Here is a 17,418-nt window from a genome sequence, read left to right as displayed (position 1 = left end):
TTTATTGAATGATTAAGTTTTTGGTTGCTAAAATTTCTCCATTACAAGTTAATGCAACCACATACGTACCTGTAGGATAGGCAGAAACATCTATGTTTACTGAAGCTGCATTTACATCTAGAATATAGTTATTGCTAATTGCTGTTTGGGTAGAGGTAATATTTATATAGCCCGAGTCTGCCCCAGCTGTTTGATAGTTAACAGTTACTTGGCTACTTGCTGGATTAGGACTCAAACTTTGCAATTTATATGAACTATCCGCATATATATTGGTGTAGTCTTTATACCCATCTGCCTCTGCAATAATTTCTAATTTATAAGTTTGCGCTATGGCGCTATTCACATTAAGCTGTTGTCCTGAATGCATCAAATTACCTTCTTCATCATACCAGTTGTAGATAGCAGGTTCATTGATAGCAGTAGCTTGCAAAATGGAAGTTTGATTAGTTGTATTGTTTACTTGATCAACTTGCGCCATAAACATAAGCCTATTAAATTTAGGGATGATTTCATAACTTTCTCCGCCTGTAACTATGCCACTCTCACTTTCTATTTGTTTTAGGTGATACAAATAGTTAGGTTTATTAGTGACCTCTTCTGTAAGAAAATTAAAACTTAAGTGCATAGTTCCCCACTCTTTTCCTCCAAACTTGATATTACTTATTTTTGCATCATCACTCAAAATACGTAATTTATTACCTCCTCCCTTTACTTCTCTTATAGCTGTACCTTTCTTACCACCAGCAAGCCATAAATTCCATGTATGATCATCTAAGGTAACAATTACTTCTGCCTCATTTAAAATTGGATGAGGGTCATTTTGTGGTGGAAAAAACTCAAACTCTGTAAGAACTGGGTACGTTTTTACTGGGTTACCAATAAGAACCGTAGCACCTGGGTCTTCCCCTAAGTCTTCATTTATATCTACAATACTAATGTTCTTATTAGCTATATTATTATTGTAATAAGCATTATTTTGTCCCGCTTGCTCTAGCACATTCATAGGATCTTGGGGGGATAGTATTCTCGCTAACAAGCAAAAATGCCAAGGGTCATTACTAATTGATTCAAAATCTACTGGATTGGGAGGGTACCACTCAAATTCTACAATTTCTGACTCACCTGCCGCAATATTAGGCAAATTTACAGCATTTATAGGTGCTCCTAAAGTAGGGTTACTAGTACTACCATCCCATAATGTGGGCCATCCTGAACTAGTACTTGCTTTCGCCCAATGCAATTTTAGAGTGTCGATAGGTGTTGCTACGAAATCTTGACAGCTTCTATTTCTAATTTTTACATACACATAGGCTGGATTATTAGGGTCATATTCTGGATTTTGATTTTCTTGGATCGTAAAACCATCGGCTTGGTTACGCACCCAAATATCTGGACTTCTCCAAAGTATCATGTTAGAATGAATATCTGGTTCTGCCCCAATATCATTAAGAGAATTAGCAACCATTAAATCTACGCCTTCGGTATTAGTTATAGGGTTAAATTTAGATGGTTTATCTTCTATATATTCTCGCATTCTAATGGCTTGCCCTATACTAAAGTGATCCATTTTTTTCCAGTCAGCATACGCCATTAAGTTAGTAGCATCTGCTGGGGTAATGGTATAAGGTGTTCCGTAACAATCTTCTCCATCACCAATATATGCCATGGTTATAGAGTCTAGATAAGCATTAAACTGATAATCACTATATGTAAGTGAATCTTCTGCTTGGTCAAATGTATACCCATAATTAATCATTAAAGAATCTATTTTTTCATATAGCTGTTCATACCTTAAATCGGGCACTGCATTAGTGTCTAAAACATCATCTCCTACACAAAAAGCATTAAAATCAGGGTCATTTATATCTCTAGTTACGCTCTCACAAGGCGGACCTGACCACCAAGCTGCACCTTGACCATAACCCGCTCCATGGGTATGCTTCAATGCGAACAAATGCCCTACTTCATGCCCAATAATCCCAGAGTCATCTAAAAAACTCATAATATTTATATTTGCATTAATTCCACCCGCACTGCCTCTATATTGTCCTTTATAGACATATAGATTTAATGCACTATTATTATGGTATCCATTTTGTTTTGCCCAAGTTTGGAAAGCACTTCTGCTAGGAGCATTATAACTAGAAGAATTATTTACAGTATCTATTGCTACTAAATTTAAACAAATTTTAGCTATACTAAATTGTTGCTTTAAATCGGCTAATTTTTCTTTAAATTGAGCAATAGTATAATTTCTATCATGAGTTCCATCAGTTCTATTGTTTATCCAAACTTGTAAATTGTAAGAAACTGATGGATATGCTGCTAAAACATTAGGGTCAATAGACCCTGTATAAGGAGATGATGGTACACATGGTGATGATGTAGGTCTATTTAAAATAATGTCTTCACTTACAAAACTACAAGGTTCTTCATATTCAACTTGGGCGAAAGCTGTTAAATTAAAAAACAAGAAAATAATAAAACACCATCTAACTTGGTTGGTTGGTTGGTTGGTTGGTTGGTTGGTTGGTTGGTTGGTTGGTTGGTTGGTAAAGCTGTTTCATAATATTTAGTTTAAATTAGTTAAATTTATAATATTGCATCTAATGTATTAAAAAAATATTAAAACTTTGCAATAAAAGTTAAAAATTAAACTTCTTCTTCCATAAACTGAACCTCATAGAGGTTTCTATAATATCCGTTTTCTTGCTGAAGTAATTCTTGATGCGTTCCTATTTCCACAATATTTCCCGCATCCATGACAATGATTTTATTGGCTTTTTTAATGGTAGCCAAACGGTGAGCAATCACAATAGAAGTCCGTCCTTTAGTCACCTTATCGGTGGCGTCTTGCATGAGTTGTTCGCTATAACTATCTACAGAAGAAGTGGCTTCATCTAACACTAAAATAGAAGGATTACTCACGTAAGCGCGCAAGAAAGCAATCAATTGGCGTTGACCGCTAGAGAGCATAGCTCCGCGTTCCTTTACATTGTAATGATATCCATTGGGCAGCGACGAGATAAATTCGTGTACCCCTATTTCTTTGGCGGCATCAATCACCTCTTCTTCCGTAATCTTAGGATTTCCTAAAGTGATATTTTTCATAATAGTATCAGCAAACAAAAAGACATCTTGCAATACCACCGCAATTTCATTCCGTAAAGACTTTAATGTAAAATCTTTGATGTTGGTATTATCTACAGAGATTTCACCGCTATCGGTTTCGTAAAATCTACTCAATAAATTGATGATGGTACTTTTTCCTGCTCCCGTAGCGCCAACGATTGCAACAGTTTCCCCTGCGTGTACTTCAAAAGAAATGCCTTTTACTACTTCTTCTCCTTCAATATAGCTAAAGCGGACATCTTTAAACTGAATTTCACCTGTTAGGTTTTCCGCAGTAAGCGTACCTGTATTTTCTATGATAGATTTGGTATCTAATACCGCAAATACTCTATTGGCCGCCACCATTCCCATTTGAAGGGTATTAAATTTATCTGCGATTTGCCTTAACGGACGAAACAGCATTTGAATAAGCTGAATAAACATCACGATAATACCCAAATCTAAGGTTTCTCCATTGGTAATTTGCAAGCCCCCAAACCACACCACCAAACCAATAGCGATAGAACTCGACATTTCGGCAATGGGGAAAAAGATAGAGTTATACCAAACCGTCTTGATCCAGGCTTTTTTATGTTTGTGGTTAATTTCTTTAAACCGCTCGTATTCTACATCTTCCCGACCAAAAATTTGAAGGATTTTCATCCCCGTAATTCGCTCTTGGACAAAAGAATTAAGGTTAGAAACTTGGGTTCTCACTTCTTCAAAAGCGACTTTCATTTTCTGCTGAAAAACACGAGTTGCATATAGAATAAACGGCATCACCGCCAACACTAAGAAGGTAAGTTTCCAATCTTGAAAGAACATAAAAACCAATACCACCAGCATTTTTAATAAATCGCTAATGATCATAAATAAACCTTGACTAAAAATACTGGCAATGGTTTCTATATCGCTTACGGCGCGGGTTACCAATCGCCCTACGGCAGATTGATCGTAATATTGTTTTTTAAATTGAAGCATGTGATCAAAAAGATTCACCCGAATATCCCGAATCACCTCTTGTCCCAGCCAGTTGGCAAAATAGATAAAGCAAAACTGAAAAATCACCTCTAGGATCAACACGCCCAGCATTAACGAAACATATAAAATAAGGTTGTCGTTGTCTTTGGGAACAATGCTATCGTTAATCGTAATTTTGGTCAGGTAGGGACGCAATACGGCCAATAAAGATAAAAGCACCGCAGTGAAAGCTACAAAGTAGAAAGTCACCTTGTAGGGGTTGGTGTATTTAAGCAAACGCTTAAACAAACTAAAATCAAATGCATTCCCTGTTTTACTCGCCATGGTTTACTTCTATTCTTTTGGGGTATTCTACTTGTGTTAAAAACAAGCCTTTGGCTGCTACAGATTTTCCTGCGGCAGACCTGTCTTTACTTTCTATCACTTGATGCAGCTCGTTTAGCGTTCGTTTTCCTACACCTATTTCTAATAAGGTACCTACAATGGCACGCACCATATTTCGCAAAAACCGATCGGCTTTAATCGTAAACACCAATTGATGTTCTTTTTGCTCCCAATGGGCGTACATAATCGTACAATTATACGTAAACACATCGGTCTTTACCTTAGAGAAACATTGAAAATCTTTATAGTCTAATAAGATTTTCGCCGCCTCATTCATCGCCTTAACATCAATCGTTTTCTTTATATAACAAGCCGTCTCATGGGTAAAAGGATTTTTTTGAGTGTCTACATAATAGGTGTATTCCCTTGCCGTAGCATCAAATCTTGCGTGGGCATCGGGGGGCACTTCAAACACATCATTTACGGCAATATCGGGCGGCAACATCGTATTCAGCTTAAAAATAAAAGCGGTGATGTCACTTATCTTTTGCGTATCAAAATGAGCGAAAATTTGTTGAGCGTGTACTCCTGCATCGGTTCTACCGGCACCTACAACTTCTATGTTTTCTTGTAAAGCGACACTCAATTTATCTTCTACGACTTCTTGCACACTAATCACATCGGGTTGACGCTGCCAGCCAAAAAAGTCTTTGCCGTTAAAAGATAAATCAATAAAATACCTCAATCTTAATTCTTATTTTTGCCCTGCAAAGATACTCAAACAAATTTTTCTAAGCTTCAAGAAACCCACATAATCATTTTGAAAAAGATTTTACTACTCAGCGATAATCACAGCTATATAGATGACCGGATTTTAACTTATGCCCGTCAAGCGGATGAAATTTGGCATGCTGGCGATATTGGCGATTTAAAAGTCACCGATGAACTTAAAAAGATAAAACCCCTAAGAGCTGTTTTTGGAAACATTGACGGTCACGAGGCACGAAAAGAATTTCCGCTTCATAATCGTTTTAAGTGCGAAGAAGTAGACGTATGGATTACGCATATTGGTGGTTATCCCGGTAAATATTCCCCTGCAACACGAGAAGAAATAAGAGAAAATCCGCCTCAGCTTTTTATTTGCGGACATTCGCACATTTTAAAAGTCATGCCCGATAAGAAACTCAACCTGCTTCATATGAATCCCGGAGCTTGTGGCAAACACGGCTTTCACCAAGTAAGAACCATGCTAAGGTTTGAAATTGAAGGCAAAGAAATTAAAAACTTGGAGGTGATTGAGTTGGGAACACGTTAAGACTTTTGCAAAAGGGATAGTAGCGGCAGCTTTTTATGACGCTTTAGCGGAATAAAAACTATAGCGGATAGCCCGACCCGCAGGGATTTGCCCAAAATATTAACCTTGATTCTACTCTAAATTTAGTATAAAAAAAGCCGTCTGATAAATCGGACGGCTTTAAACTTGTTGTTATTAATAAAAGCTTTTGCTTAGTCTTTTATCAATCTAAACGTTTTTTGACTTCCTTGAATGTTCACTTTCATTAAGTAAACTCCTGCTGGAAGAGAATCCATATTTAATTGCACCTCTAAAGAACTAGGCTTCGTGTTAAGCACCTGTTGACCTAATAGGTTGTAAAGGTTTACCTGCTCTATTTGAGTAGTTGACTTTAAGGTTAATTCGCTACGTACCGGATTTGGATAGTAAGTAAAAGAAGCAAACAATTGGTTCGCTACACTTAAATCTTGTGTAGTAAATTCAACTGGAGCTGTCCAATCACTCATATTATCTTCTCCGCAAATGGCACGAACATAAACCTCATAAGTAGTTTCTGAAGTAAGGTCATTAAGTGTTTCTCCAATAGCATCTATATCTATAATAGAAGTTCCTTCAGTTAAAGGATCAAAACCTGGTGCTCCGTAAAGGATTTCCCATTCAGTAGCGTCGCCATTTTCTGTCCAAGAAATATCGGCAGAAGTATCATCTACATTATCGAAAGTAATATCGGTAGGGATTTCGCAAGGCACCGCTTCGGTAGTAAAGCTAGCCGGTCCTGCAAGTACGCTTTCGCCATCATCGCAAAGTGCACGAACATAAACATCATATCCGGTCTCTGGAATTAACCCGCTTAGCGTTTCACCAAGAGTTCCATCATTATCAGAAATTGTAGTAGATTCATCCCCGGTCATCGGTTCGAATCCTGTCATTCCGTAAATGATTTCCCATTCGGTAGCATCGCCGTTTTCGGTCCAAGTGACTTCAGTAGAAGTATCGTTGGTATTTGCAAAAGTGATATCGGTTGGAGCAAGACAATTTATACTATCATCGTTCACTTCTATACAGAAGTCACCTTCGGAACCTCCATAACCGCTAACCTGAACATAATAGGTTTCACCAGCTGTTAAACCAGTCATTGTAGCAACAGAGGTATAACCAGATCCAACAATATCGCCCCCATCTTCATCACAACCAACTTCTGTTCCTAACGTGCTCAAATCTGCACAGTCTGTTGCGGCTTCATAAATCGCAATATGAGTATCGGTCAAAGTTGCACCTGCTATGTCTGTCGTTACGGTTACATTACCACCTACAGGAGCTTCGAAGTTGAACCATACGGTTTTCCCATTGGTTGCACTATACCAACATGAACCCTCTGGTTCATCTGTTTGAGCAGTTGCGCCCGTATTAGTATAGGTCGTCCCCCCAGCACAAGCTTCATCAACCGTCAAAACCATTGCGTCGCATAAATCATCATTTGCCGGAGGTACTGGTAATGTAATGAATGTCATTACATTACTAAAATCACTATTACCATCCGTTCCGCAGATTGCACGAACATATACGTCATACTCAGTTTCTGGATCAAGATTAGTAATAGTTTCTCCTAAATCATCACTATCAGTGATACTCGTTCCATCAGTAGTAGGATCAAAGTCAGGTTCGCCATAAACAATTTCCCATTCGGTGGCAGCGCCATTTTCAGTCCAGCTAATTTCGGCACTAGCTTCTGAAATATTATTAGCAACAATATTTGTTGGTGTTGCACAAGAAGGCGAAACGATTAGCTCAATATCATCTACATAAAGATAAAATTGATTGCTCTCTGAATACGCATGAAAGCCAAAATAATAAACACCCGAGGTCGTCACGGAAAAGCTTAGAACATCGGTTTGAGCGGTCGCTGAATTAACATCTGGATGATTAGCTAATTCAATGGTCATATCCGCAGCCACTGGAGAAGTTCCATAGCTCACCTTTAATTTTTCTGTATAATTTGTACTATTATTTCCATATTTATAACTTATTTGGTAATCTGTACCGGCATCTAAGGTAATTCCCTGGGTATAGTACCAAGCATCGGCAGGACCAGAAGCATATTTATAGCGTAAAACATTACTGTCAAAGCCATTACTGCTTTGATTATATGTTTCCCAATTATTTCCACTAAGATTCTCTGACGTTCCACAATTAGGTAAGTCGGGAGCGGTCACCTCTTCAAAATCTTGTGTAAATGGGACCGTAGTCGCTTCACACAATGTTGAAAAAGTTATTGGAAGGGTATAGATACTCTCATCGTTAGTATCACAAATTGATTTTACATAAGCTTCATATTCTGTATCTGCTATAAGTCCCGTAAGCGTTGTATTTGGAGAATCATCGACTGTAACTGCCGTTCCTTCTGTCATTGGATCAAAGCCAGGTTCCCCGTATTTCACTTCCCATTGTGTCTCAGACCCCTCTGCTGTCCAACTAAGGTCTGCCGTAGTTGTAGTTGCCTCATCAAAGCTGAAATCTGAAGGTTTCATGCAACTAGGAATAGGCTCCCAACTGACATTATCAACATAAACATTGTAGTAAGTAGCAGTATAAGTAGCTTTAAATGCTACGTATTGATCTGTAGTAGCCGCATCAAAGTTGACGCTGTATTCTTCATAATCATTCGTGGCATCTATTGTTTGAATTGAAGTATAAGTAGAAGCATCTGTTGGGTCGGTCATGGTTCCCACCTCTATATTAGAACCTAAAGAGGTATGCGCATAAAATCGAATACGATGATCTGCATTTGGTAAGGTGTTCAATTCGGGTGTAATTAAATAAAGTTGTGCAGCAGCATCCACACTATTATTCATTTGTATAGCATTAGGTTCAGAAAAATTTCCGAAACTAGAAATTGCAATACTGGAAAAGTCACTTGTAGAATTTATGAGTTTAGTCCAACAATTAGGAAAATTGACAGAAGAATCAAAATTTTCAGTGAAATTATCAACAGCTGTACAAACTGTTACGAAATCAACTGGTCCAGCAAGACTACTTTCTTCATCGGTACTGCAAATTGATTTTACGTAAGCTTGATAAGTAGTTCCAGAATCTAAGCCTGAAATAGTTTCGCCCAAAGTTCCATCGTCATCGCCAATAATCGTTCCTTCATTCTCAAAATCAAAACCAGATGGCCCGTAAATAATTTCCCACTCCTCGGCGGTATCTGTCCAACTTACATCAACTGATGAAGTGGTAATATTTGTAGCAGTTAAATCTGTAGGGGCAGGACAGGATTGTGTAATTCCATTGATAACAATGTTTCCACGTAAACTTTGCACTACATTAGCTGCATCTGGATCTAATGGATCAGTGGCTGTGTTATCATTACGATAAAGAAGACTCAAATTGTCACCGTTTTGAGCTTCCGTTTGTAAAACATAATCAGATGACCCTCCATAGTCACCTTCGTTTGCATCAACAGCGATAATTAGATTATCCGTTCCGTTATAATTAAATGGAGCATTAAACTCAATATGCAACAAATCATCTGAAGCTGTTAGCGTTCCATCTGTTAATACTTGGGTTAAAGTGGAAACATCAACCCAGTCTGTGTTGTTTTCAAAATTAGTTTTCGTTGTCGTTCCAATCCAAACATCCACGTTTTCATCAGCTTCAGCAAAACTAGCACCTGGATTTAATTTAAAATCCAACGAAGTAATATCTCCGCTTGCATTAACTTCTGATGCCAAATAAATAGATTGCCCGTAAGAATACCCCCAATAATTTGTAATAGGAGAAGAAATAGATCCGCTTCCACCGCTCGAATTACCAATTGAAACTTGGGCAAAACCAAGACAACTGAATAGCATCGTTAAACATAATAATGTAATTTTTTTCATAAGTAGGTTATTTTAAGTTAAATTTGGTTCAATTCGCAATATAACAGATTTCAAAATATATTAACAATTAAATCTGGTCTTAATTCCAAAAATATTAAGACCAATCGCAGTGTTATTCTTTTTCACAACCAAACCAATAAAAAATTAACAACTAAAAAGAGATTGGATTAGAATGAGGTTCTATGTGATAAGTATATAAAAGGGACCTGCCGACAGACAGGCAATAACGGCAGCTTTTTATAACGCTTTCGCGGAATAAAAACTCGACCACCAACAGACAGCTATAACAGAAACCTAATTACCGGAAGTCAAGCTTGTTCAGCAGAAATTTATTTGTCTTAATAGAAAAAAAACCCAGAAGTAAATTACTCCTGGGTTTCACGCACTAATACTACTAAGATATAAGGTTTATCGTAAACGGTCTACAGATTTTACGAGTGCTTCGTCCTTTTTGATGGCTTTATTGGCCATCACTAGTAAAACGATAGAAATAATAGGAAGAAACATCCCAATACCATTCTCAGAAATTTGCATTTCTCCAGGTACCATTAGCGACCAGTAAACAAAAAATCCTAGTAAAATAAAGTTTAATATGATGTTCAATCTATTCACTACAAATTGAAGTTTTCTATTTTTATATAAGAAAATAGTTACCAAAGCCAATATACTACTCAGCGAAAAGGCACCGAATATATAAAGTCTATCTATCGCATAAACACTTTCTCCACTTTCATTGGTCCAAATACTCAAAAAATAGGAGCCTAGGGCCACTACAATTATGATAAGGAACAAGTAAACGCTTTGTATTCTTTGAATCATTTTTTCTATTCTCTAAAGCACAAAAATATAATATTAATTGTATTCTAAAACTTTATTTTTAAAAATAAAGTTGTATAATTGCATAAACTAGTCGTAACCACTTCAATAAAGGTTACTTATAACTTCAATTTTTTTTCAAAAAAAATCTACTTTGAAATTTTAGAAATTTTATTCTAAAGAAAAATTATCATTATACCTCATTACTAAATGTTAGAAATATCTGAATTAAAGGCAAAGAAGCTTCCTGAGCTTCAAGAAATTGCAAAAACGCTTAATGTACCTAAGTACAGAGCTTTAAAGAAATTAGACTTAGTTTATCAAATTCTAGATTATCAAGCTGCCAATCCTAATAAGGTGAAAGAAGCGCTAAAAGATGATGCTACAACAGATAAACCAGCGCCTAAAAAAGCTCCCGTAAAAAGAGAACGCAAAGCGGCTCCTAAACAGGAGAAAAAAGAAGAAACTTCTTCTGCAGAAAAAAAACCTGCACCCAAAAAGGTTGTCCATAAACCTAACAAGAGAGAAGATAAAAAAGAAGACAAAAAAGAGGATTCTAAAACCTCTACCAATAAGCCTTCTTCTAAAGCTAAAGCTCCAGAAAAGAAAAGTCCTCAGCAAAAGTCAAACAAAGACACCAGCAACACAAGAGGCAAAAAAGATCATCCAAAACCGAGCAATCAAAAAAATAACGGGAATAGAGATAACGGCAATAGAGATAAAAGAAATCGCTACCGTGACCCAGATTATGAGTTTGACGCTATTATAGAAAGTGAAGGAGTTTTAGACATCATGCAAGATGGGTATGGTTTCTTAAGATCATCTGATTATAACTACCTTTCTTCTCCTGATGATATTTATGTATCTCAATCGCAAATAAGACTTTTCGGTTTAAAAACCGGAGATACGGTTTTAGGACAAATAAGACCTCCAAAAGAAGGAGAGAAATATTTCCCTCTTATTAAAGTCAACAAAATTAACGGCCTTGATCCACAAGTGGTACGAGATCGTGTTTCTTTTGAACATTTAACTCCGCTTTTCCCTGAAGAGAGATTCCATATTGCTGAAAAGCAAAGTACCGTTTCTACGAGAATTATGGATTTATTTTCTCCTATTGGAAAAGGACAAAGAGGAATGATTGTTTCTCAGCCTAAAACTGGTAAAACAATGTTGCTGAAGGATATTGCGAATGCCATTGCAGCCAATCATCCTGAAGTATATCAAATTGTACTCTTAATAGACGAACGTCCAGAAGAAGTAACCGATATGCAGCGTAACGTACGCGGAGAGGTTGTTGCTTCTACATTTGACAAAGAGGCTCACGAACACGTTAAAGTGGCCAACATCGTTCTTGAAAAAGCGAAGCGATTGGTAGAATGCGGTCACGATGTAGTGATCTTATTAGATTCTATTACGCGTTTGGCTAGAGCTTACAATACCGTACAGCCTGCCAGCGGAAAAGTATTAAGTGGTGGTGTAGATGCAAACGCGCTACACAAACCTAAACGTTTCTTTGGTGCTGCTCGAAATATTGAAAATGGAGGTTCTCTTTCTATTATCGCAACTGCGTTAACAGATACAGGTTCTAAAATGGACGAAGTGATTTTTGAAGAATTTAAGGGAACTGGAAATATGGAACTTCAATTGGATAGAAAGATCTCTAACAGAAGAATTTTCCCTGCCATAGACCTTACTTCTTCAAGTACACGAAGAGATGACATCTTATTGGATGAAGGGACCATACAGAGAATGTGGGTGCTTAGAAAGTACTTAGCAGATATGAATCCTGTAGAAGCTATGGAGTTTATCAACGACAAAATAAAATCCACTAGAAACAACGAAGAATTTCTTGTTTCTATGAATGGTTAATCAAAAAGATCATCTATAGAAAAAGCCTCAAGTAAAAATTACTTGAGGCTTTTTTATTTCCTTATCTGTCTTATAACAAATTGATACGATCTCAACTTATTCTAAGCGATGCTATCTCCATAACAAGCTTTGCTTCTACTTCCCAGTATAAAACAATAGCGCATACAAAAAAAACGCTTTCTCACAGAAAAAGCGCTTTCTATATAATTTAAGTCAGCTTATAATTTCTTATAATGCTGCTACGTGTTTTGCTAATTTTGATTTTAAGTTAGAAGCTTTATTCGTATGTATTACATTACGCTTCGCTAACTTATCTATCATTGCCACTACAGTAGGAAACAAAGCTTCTGCTTCTTTCTTATCTGCACCTTTTAATTTCTTTATGGCATTACGTGTAGTTTTATGTTGGTAACGGTTTCTTAGACGCTTTACCTCACTGTTACGTATTCTCTTTAATGCCGACTTATGATTTGCCATAACTCTTTGTTTATTTATTTTTGATTGTAGTCCGTAGGGGAATCGAACCCCTGTTACATGGATGAAAACCATGCGTCCTAACCCCTAGACGAACGGACCATTAATTATTAATATTTCAATTGAGCATTCTGCTCAGAACTTGTAGTCCGTAGGGGAATCGAACCCCTGTTACATGGATGAAAACCATGCGTCCTAACCCCTAGACGAACGGACCGTTATTATTTCAATGCGGATGCAAAAATAATACTTATTTCCAATGTACCAAATCTTAAATTAGAAATTTTCAAAAAATTTTAATAAGCCTTTGCAAAAAGCACTCTTTGGCTAGAAGGATTCCCAGAAAACACGCATATACCCTCCTCTATATCAGCATCTAAAGGGATACATCTAATCGTTGCCTTGGTAAGCTCTTTTATTTTGGTCTCCGTCTCCGCAGTTCCGTCCCAATGTGCCAAAATAAAGCCTTCCTTAGTTTTTAGCACTTTTTTAAACTCTTCAAAGCTATCCACCTTGGTCGTGTGTTCACTTCTAAAATCTAAAGCTTTCTGAAAAAGAGTATCCTGAATTTCTATCATCAAGCCTTTTACTTTCTCTACCACCTCAGTTTGATTTACAAACTCTTTGGTTAATGTATCTCTTCTCGCTAGCTCTACGGTTCCTTTTTCTAAGTCTTTTGGCCCTATAGCAATCCTTAACGGAACGCCTTGCAACTCATATTGAGCAAACTTCCAACCTGGTTTATGTGTGTCGCGATCATCAAATTTCACCGAAATTCCTGCTTTCCTAAGTTCTGATGCTAATTCGTTGGCTTTTTTAGAGATTTCTTTCAATTGCTCTTCTCCTTTGTAAATAGGCACAATAACCACTTGATTAGGCGCTAATTTTGGAGGAAGAACCAAACCTTTATCATCGCTATGCGTCATAATTAAAGCCCCCATAAGCCTTGTAGAAACGCCCCAGCTTGTCGCCCACACATGCTCTAACTTTCCTTCTTTACTCGCATATTTTACATCAAAAGCTTTCGCGAAATTTTGTCCTAAGAAATGTGAAGTTCCTGCCTGTAAAGCTTTTCCGTCTTGCATTAAAGCTTCAATACAATAGGTTTCTTCCGCGCCAGCGAAACGTTCACTTTCAGATTTCAAACCTTTCACTACAGGAATGGCCATAAATTCTTCCGCAAATTCAGCATAAACATCATTCATTTTCTCCGCTTCAATTAAAGCTTCTTGCTTTGTAGCATGAGCGGTATGCCCTTCTTGCCATAAAAATTCTGTCGTTCTCAAAAATAAACGGGTTCGCATCTCCCAACGCACCACATTAGCCCATTGGTTGATTAATATAGGTAAGTCTCTGTAGGATTGAACCCAACCTCTATAAGTATTCCAAATAATCGCTTCGGAAGTAGGTCTAACCACCAATTCTTCTTCTAGTTTAGCTTCTGGATCTACAACAAGTTTTGTTTTATCATTGGGATCTGTTTTTAATCTGTAGTGCGTCACCACGGCGCATTCTTTAGCAAAACCTTCTGCATTTTTCTCTTCTGCTTCAAATAAACTCTTCGGAACAAATAAAGGGAAATAAGCATTTTGATGACCTGTTTCTTTAAACCTTTTATCTAGCTGCGCTTGCATCTTTTCCCAAATTGCATATCCGTATGGTTTAATCACCATACACCCCCTAACAGCAGAGTTTTCAGCAAGATCTGCTTGCACTACTAATTCGTTATACCATTTGGAATAATCCTTCTTTCTTTCCGTTAGCTTATTACTCATATATTTGATTTGGCACAAATGTTGTGTTTATGTTAATGAATTGTTAGTTCGCACAAAACTAATTAAATTTGATATGTTCAACAATTAAAACCGTAAGATATGCTATACCATCACATAAATATTAAAAAAACCACACAACTGCCTATGATTTTAGTCGCAGTTGCTACCTTAGTTTCTTGCGGGTCTTATAACAATTCTTCGCATCAGAAGGATGGGATTTACGCCAATCAAGATAGAGACTATAAAAATGAACCTTCTCAAGCAACCACGAAAGGAGATCACTATTACGAAAACTATTTTGCGGAACAGAATGAGAAAATATCACAAGCCCAGCAATATAATGATGAAACTGCGGTATTTACCGATGTAGATTCTTATTCTTCTAATGATAATAATACAAATCAACAAAATGTAAATCAAGAAGGAGACTATTATAACGAAGGAAGTTATAGAAATAATGAAGGCGGATGGGGAAGTAATTCTTCTAATGTCACCATTAATTATTATGACAACAATCCTTATTTATATGGAGGATATAGTCCATTTTCATTTGGAGGTTATGGATACAACTCGCCCTATTACAATAATTGGCACATAGGCTTCTCTCCTTGGGGATGGGGCGGCTACTATAGACCTTGGGGTTATGGAGGATATGGTGGTTATGGATACTATGGGTACGGAGGTTATTATGGATCTTACTACAATAATCCATACTATTACGGGAATCAAAGCTATGCCTACCACAATAACGGAGGAAACTATAGAGGTAGATATTCAGCTAGAAACGGTTATAGAAGAGATGCCTCTAGTGCTAGAAACTCAAATGCAAACTCTACCAGAAGAAATACTTCTAATGCTAGAGGGAATACAACAGTTAGAAATTCTAGAAATGTAAACGCTAGAAGGAACTCTAATTATCGTAATAATAGCAATACAAGAGCGGTAAGAAATAACAACTCTAGTATCCGTTCTAACTCTAATTCTAATCAAAGAAATCGCTATTATAACAACAGTTCTAGAACGAATAGATCTTCTTCTCCAACTTATAATGGGAATTCTAATACTAGATCTTCAAACACCAATACAAGATCTACAAGAAGTACGCCTACTACAAAATCTTCTTCTTCTTCCACCCGAAGTTCTGGTTCAACAAGAAGCTCAAGAAGTACAGGAAGCTCTTCTGGTGGCGGAAGAACCTCAAGAAGAAGATAATTTTACGAACTCTATTTGAAAAACTATGAAAATTAAATTATTAAGTCTTTTTTCTTTTTTTATCACAGTGGGCAGTTACGCCCAATCTAGTAATGATGCCTTGTTATTTTCTTCGGAAGAATTATCGGGTACGGCTAGATTTGTAGGGATGGGTGGAGCTTTTGGAGCCTTAGGAGGAGATATTTCTGCTCTTAAAGTGAACCCCGCAGGTTCTTCTGTTTTCTTACATAATTTTGCTTCGTTTTCATTAGCCAATGAGTCATACAATAATGAAGTTGCCTTTAGAAACGGAATTTCTGAAAGACGCAACAACAATTTTCACATTCCGCAAGCCGGAGCTGTTTTTGTATTCAATAATAGCAATCCAGAGGCTACGATTTCTAAATTTACCATTGGAGTGGCTTACAACCAAAAAAAGTCGTTAAGCAATCGCTTTACTGCTTCTGGAGATAATGAAACTTCCATTGGAGATTATTTTACAAATCTTGCCAACGGAGTTCCATTAGAGCTTTTAGACTCTAATTCACTTCAAGACAGATATATTTTTTTAGGAGAAGGTAATTTTAGTGGGGAAGGATTTTCAAATACAGATTTGCAAACCGCATATTTAGGGTACAATGCTTTTCTTTTTGATCCTGCAAGCAACAGCGACAACAATACAGCCTACACTTCTAATGTAAGCGGAAATAGTTTTTTTCAGCAATATGACTATCGTTCCACAGGTCTCAACGGAGAGTTTTCGGTTAACGGATCTATGCAACTTTTTGATAACTTCTACGCGGGTTTAAACCTAAACAGTCATTTTATCAACTATGAAAGAAGTACTAGATTTTATGAACAAATAGGAAGCCCAAGTGAGATTAACGAAATTGTTTTTGAAAACAACCTCAGCACTATAGGGATTGGATTCTCTTTTCAAGTGGGTTTGATTGCTAAAGTCAATGACTTAATTAGATTAGGAGCAAGTTACGAATCTCCTACCTGGTATTCCATTGCAGATGAAACCAATCAATATTTATACTCCTATAGCAATGACCTTGGCGGACAAGAGGTAGATCCTTTTGTAACCAACATCTTTCCTAATTACAGATTAAGAACTCCTGGGAAATTAACAGGTAGTTTGGGTCTTGTTTTTGGAAAAACGGGTGTATTAAGTTTTGACTATAGCCATAAAGATTATTCCAACATACATTTAAGTCAGGGCTATGACAACCATATGGATTACAGCACACAAAATCAAAACTTTGAAGACAACCTCAACGCTGCCTCCACCTATAGAGTTGGTGGAGAGTACAGAATAAAGCAATGGAGTTTACGCGGAGGTTATAGATACGAGGAAAGTCCTAACTCAGATACGATGAGTGAATTAAACGGTTACTCTGCTGGATTAGGATATAGTTTTGGTAAAATGCGATTGGATTTTGCTTATGATTATTCTTCTCAAGATTACAGCGCAAGTCTCTTACAAACAGGACTTCAAGATCAGGCTCAAATCAACTTTTCTAGATCTAACTATATTTTGACTTTAGCGATAGATATGTAAGTTTACATATATGCGGCTAAGCATTAGGCATAAATTATATACACAAAACCTTCAGGTAAGCACTTGAAGGTTTTTTTGTATTTTATATTCAGATAAGAAAGTCCTTCTACCCTTTTAATTGTTTGATTAGCAAGTATT

The 17,418-nt window shown here is 36.9% G+C and carries 12 protein-coding genes and 2 tRNA genes; 5 read left to right on the top strand and 9 right to left on the bottom strand.

Features of this window, described 5'->3' with window-relative positions; translation table 11 throughout:
* Position 1: 1 nt before the first annotated feature.
* The gene (locus RBU60_RS09060; protein ID WP_308864553.1) at positions 2 to 2,002 is read right to left on the bottom strand and encodes a T9SS type A sorting domain-containing protein; all 2,001 of its coding nucleotides are present in this window, start codon (positions 2,000 to 2,002) and stop codon (positions 2 to 4) included.
* Positions 2,003 to 2,402: 400 nt separating this feature from the next.
* On the opposite strand from RBU60_RS09060, the gene RBU60_RS09055 reads away from it, so the two are divergent.
* The gene (locus RBU60_RS09055) at positions 2,403 to 2,576 is read left to right on the top strand and encodes a hypothetical protein (protein ID WP_308864552.1); all 174 of its coding nucleotides are present in this window, start codon (positions 2,403 to 2,405) and stop codon (positions 2,574 to 2,576) included.
* A 76-nt stretch (positions 2,577 to 2,652) separates the two neighbouring features.
* On the opposite strand, the gene RBU60_RS09050 is transcribed toward RBU60_RS09055, so the two are convergent.
* Positions 2,653 to 4,416 (bottom strand): ABC transporter ATP-binding protein, encoded by a 1,764-nt coding sequence (locus RBU60_RS09050; RefSeq protein WP_308864550.1) that lies wholly within the window; start codon positions 4,414 to 4,416, stop codon positions 2,653 to 2,655.
* Entirely contained in the window at positions 4,406 to 5,161 is a 756-nt protein-coding gene (gene truA, locus RBU60_RS09045; protein ID WP_308864549.1) for a tRNA pseudouridine(38-40) synthase TruA, read from the bottom strand. Before truA ends, RBU60_RS09050 begins: the two co-directional genes overlap by 11 nt.
* A gap of 75 nt (positions 5,162 to 5,236) precedes the next feature.
* On the opposite strand from truA, the gene RBU60_RS09040 reads away from it, so the two are divergent.
* Positions 5,237 to 5,731 carry a metallophosphoesterase family protein gene (locus tag RBU60_RS09040; protein WP_308864548.1) on the top strand — a complete coding sequence of 165 codons (495 nt, stop codon included), beginning with the start codon at positions 5,237 to 5,239 and terminating at the stop codon, positions 5,729 to 5,731.
* A 191-nt stretch (positions 5,732 to 5,922) separates the two neighbouring features.
* Here the strand turns inward: RBU60_RS09040 and RBU60_RS09035 are convergent, their stop codons facing one another.
* Positions 5,923 to 9,591: a fibronectin type III domain-containing protein gene (locus tag RBU60_RS09035; RefSeq protein ID WP_308864547.1), complete on the bottom strand. Its 3,669-nt coding sequence runs from the start codon at positions 9,589 to 9,591 to the stop codon at positions 5,923 to 5,925.
* Positions 9,592 to 9,999: 408 nt separating this feature from the next.
* A complete protein-coding gene (locus RBU60_RS09030) occupies positions 10,000 to 10,410 on the bottom strand; it encodes a DUF4293 domain-containing protein (RefSeq protein ID WP_308864545.1) in 411 nt (136 codons plus the stop codon).
* A gap of 207 nt (positions 10,411 to 10,617) precedes the next feature.
* Here RBU60_RS09030 and rho point away from each other — a divergent pair, with 207 nt between their 5' ends.
* Positions 10,618 to 12,276, top strand: a complete 1,659-nt coding sequence (gene rho / locus RBU60_RS09025; RefSeq protein ID WP_308864543.1) for a transcription termination factor Rho — start codon at positions 10,618 to 10,620, stop codon at positions 12,274 to 12,276.
* A gap of 228 nt (positions 12,277 to 12,504) precedes the next feature.
* Here rho and rpsT read toward each other — a convergent pair whose 3' ends face one another.
* From rpsT to proS, 4 genes are all read right to left on the bottom strand, one after another.
* Positions 12,505 to 12,753, bottom strand: coding sequence for a 30S ribosomal protein S20 (rpsT, locus tag RBU60_RS09020; protein ID WP_308864542.1), 249 nt, complete (start codon positions 12,751 to 12,753; stop codon positions 12,505 to 12,507).
* A gap of 27 nt (positions 12,754 to 12,780) precedes the next feature.
* Positions 12,781 to 12,852: transfer RNA gene (locus tag RBU60_RS09015), tRNA-Glu, on the bottom strand.
* Positions 12,853 to 12,895: 43 nt separating this feature from the next.
* Positions 12,896 to 12,967: transfer RNA gene (locus tag RBU60_RS09010), tRNA-Glu, on the bottom strand.
* A 79-nt stretch (positions 12,968 to 13,046) separates the two neighbouring features.
* Positions 13,047 to 14,525 carry a proline--tRNA ligase gene (gene proS / locus RBU60_RS09005; RefSeq protein ID WP_308864541.1) on the bottom strand — a complete coding sequence of 493 codons (1,479 nt, stop codon included), beginning with the start codon at positions 14,523 to 14,525 and terminating at the stop codon, positions 13,047 to 13,049.
* A gap of 99 nt (positions 14,526 to 14,624) precedes the next feature.
* Between proS and RBU60_RS09000 the strand changes: the two genes are divergently transcribed.
* Both RBU60_RS09000 and RBU60_RS08995 read left to right on the top strand, forming a co-directional pair.
* Positions 14,625 to 15,737: a hypothetical protein gene (locus tag RBU60_RS09000; protein WP_308864540.1), complete on the top strand. Its 1,113-nt coding sequence runs from the start codon at positions 14,625 to 14,627 to the stop codon at positions 15,735 to 15,737.
* A gap of 25 nt (positions 15,738 to 15,762) precedes the next feature.
* On the top strand, positions 15,763 to 17,280 hold the full coding sequence (locus RBU60_RS08995; protein WP_308864539.1) for an OmpP1/FadL family transporter: 1,518 nt from the start codon (positions 15,763 to 15,765) through the stop codon (positions 17,278 to 17,280).
* Positions 17,281 to 17,418: the final 138 nt, after the last annotated feature.

It is taken from the genome of Mesonia profundi (genome assembly GCF_031085155.1).
In the GTDB taxonomy this organism is placed as follows: Bacteria; Bacteroidota; Bacteroidia; order Flavobacteriales; family Flavobacteriaceae; genus Mesonia; species Mesonia profundi.
This window is presented reverse-complemented; position numbering and strand designations above follow the sequence as displayed.

What these genes read in the sequence shown, in the direction of transcription:
- RBU60_RS09060 (WP_308864553.1), bottom strand. Translation starts at nt 2,002, where the DNA reads ATGAGTTTTTTAGATGACTCTGGGATTATTGGGCATGAAGTAGGGCAT.
- RBU60_RS09055 (WP_308864552.1), top strand. Translation starts at nt 2,403, where the DNA reads ATGTCTTCACTTACAAAACTACAAGGTTCTTCATATTCAACTTGGGCG.
- RBU60_RS09050 (WP_308864550.1), bottom strand. Translation starts at nt 4,416, where the DNA reads ATGGCGAGTAAAACAGGGAATGCATTTGATTTTAGTTTGTTTAAGCGT.
- RBU60_RS09035 (WP_308864547.1), bottom strand. Translation starts at nt 9,591, where the DNA reads ATGAAAAAAATTACATTATTATGTTTAACGATGCTATTCAGTTGTCTT.
- RBU60_RS09030 (WP_308864545.1), bottom strand. Translation starts at nt 10,410, where the DNA reads ATGATTCAAAGAATACAAAGCGTTTACTTGTTCCTTATCATAATTGTA.
- rho (WP_308864543.1), top strand. Translation starts at nt 10,618, where the DNA reads ATGTTAGAAATATCTGAATTAAAGGCAAAGAAGCTTCCTGAGCTTCAA.
- rpsT (WP_308864542.1), bottom strand. Translation starts at nt 12,753, where the DNA reads ATGGCAAATCATAAGTCGGCATTAAAGAGAATACGTAACAGTGAGGTA.
- proS (WP_308864541.1), bottom strand. Translation starts at nt 14,525, where the DNA reads ATGAGTAATAAGCTAACGGAAAGAAAGAAGGATTATTCCAAATGGTAT.
- RBU60_RS09000 (WP_308864540.1), top strand. Translation starts at nt 14,625, where the DNA reads ATGCTATACCATCACATAAATATTAAAAAAACCACACAACTGCCTATG.
- RBU60_RS08995 (WP_308864539.1), top strand. Translation starts at nt 15,763, where the DNA reads ATGAAAATTAAATTATTAAGTCTTTTTTCTTTTTTTATCACAGTGGGC.